General features: G+C 44.7%; 2 protein-coding genes. Both read right to left on the reverse strand.

All coding sequences use genetic code 11. From position 1 onward, the window contains the following. Positions 1-795: carboxypeptidase-like regulatory domain-containing protein (locus tag VF500_RS01225; RefSeq protein ID WP_330857924.1), on the reverse strand; the 795-nt coding region annotated here is incomplete at its 3' end. Between the two features lie 21 nt (positions 796-816). Next, positions 817-1,770, reverse strand: a 954-nt coding sequence (locus VF500_RS01230; protein WP_330857925.1) for a FecR family protein, incomplete at its 5' end; no start/stop codon positions are given.

A 1,770-nucleotide genomic window follows, 5' to 3' on the forward strand; every position in this document is an offset into this window, starting at 1 on the left:
TCCCCTGTCAAGTACGGTAACACCAGGGGCAAGGCCTTGTAATGATTGCTGCACGTTTGATACCGGCCGTTGTACAAGCGTATTGCCGCTCACCTGGCTCACCGCACTGGTAAGACTTGTTTTTTTCTGTGTGCCGTAACCTACAACCACCACGGCATCCAGCTGACCTGAAGATACTGCCAGCTGTACGTTCACTTCCTGCTTTCCGGCCAGGGGTACCTCCTGGGTTTTAAACCCTACAAATGAAAATACCAGCGTGGCGTTTGGATCATTAACAGTTATCTTATAATTTCCATCGGCATCAGTTATCACGGCAGCGCCTGCCCCTTTTACCTTCACCGTAACTCCCGGAAGCGCCAGGCCTTTATCGTCGGTTACCTTGCCATTCACCGGCACACTGACAACAGGTTTTTGAACCACGGGCTTTGGCTTTTCTTTTTGGATGATGAGCACCTTGTTGTCATGCACCTGGTAGGTAAGATCGGTTTTTTTTAGCAACAGGTTCAGCAGATCAGCAACCGTGATCTTCTCCTTTGTCAATGTAAAGTTATTATATGGATTTAGTAGTCTTTCATTATAAACGAAAATGAACCCGCTTTTTTGTTCAACCTGTGTTAAAGCTGTTTTTAAACTTGCATTTTCAAGGCTTATCGAAATACGGGTATCTGTAATGGTTTGGCCGCTGATAGTTTCGGCAAACAGTAAAGAGGTAAAGGTTATCATGACGAAACTGAGCAATGACACCCTTGCCAGTCTGTGTATGGTCAATAATTTGTTAAGGAAATTTATATTCATATTATGAGGGGTTATTAAATGTTAATGATCTTTATTGAAGGAAGCTGATTTTGCAGCCGAAATAGTTACCTGGTTTGTATGGATAGTGTATTTAATATTGCCTGTTTTAGCCAGATCGTTCAGTACGTCGCTTAAACGGTCGTTAGCGTTGAAACCGGTGTTGAACCTTATATTGCGAAGCTCATCTGTTTTGAAAATAAAGCTCACGTGATACCTGCGCTGCAGTTCGCTGGCGATGGCTTCCAGTTCCTCGTTATGGAACCTGAATTTTCCGGCTATCCAGCCTGTGGTATTTTCGGCGGTTACGCTCGATTTCCCCATCGCGCCTGTCTCTTTATTGAACTCGGCCTGTTCATTAGGCAGCAGGAATAAAGGGGCCGCACCTTTTTTTATCACAGCAACCTTACCTCCTAATACCGTTACCGTTATTTTTTTCATTTCGGCAGCAGCCCTGATATTGAACGAGGTACCCAATACCTGCGTTTTTATTTTACCGGTTAACACAACAAAAGGTTTATGTGCATCATGGGCAACATCAAAATAGGCTTCCCCGTCGGTTAGCTGCACCGTGCGGATATCTTTCCCAAACGATGGCTGATAGACCAGTGTACTTCCTGCATTAAGCCATACCTTTGAGCCATCGGGCAGATCTACCTTGATCACTTTCCCTTCAGGTGCCTTTACACTAACCCACGTTGCAGCCTCCTGATGCTTAAAAAGCCCCGGATTTAATAAAGCAATCCCTACCGCTATCAATAATATAACTGAAGCAGCAATTCCCGCCAGTTTATATCTCAGCGGCCGTATAACAGCTTCACGTTTATCAATATTCTCCCACATCTCCTGCTTAAGCGCCTTCAGATCGGTGTTATCCGGCAGGCTAACTTTTTCTGATGCTTTTAAATTGTACCATTGCTCAACAAGGGCCCGCTCTTTTTCAGTACAGGTGCCGTTTAAATAGCGGGTCAGAACATC

This window comes from Mucilaginibacter sp., assembly GCF_036383575.1.
Taxonomy (GTDB): Bacteria; Bacteroidota; Bacteroidia; order Sphingobacteriales; family Sphingobacteriaceae; genus Mucilaginibacter.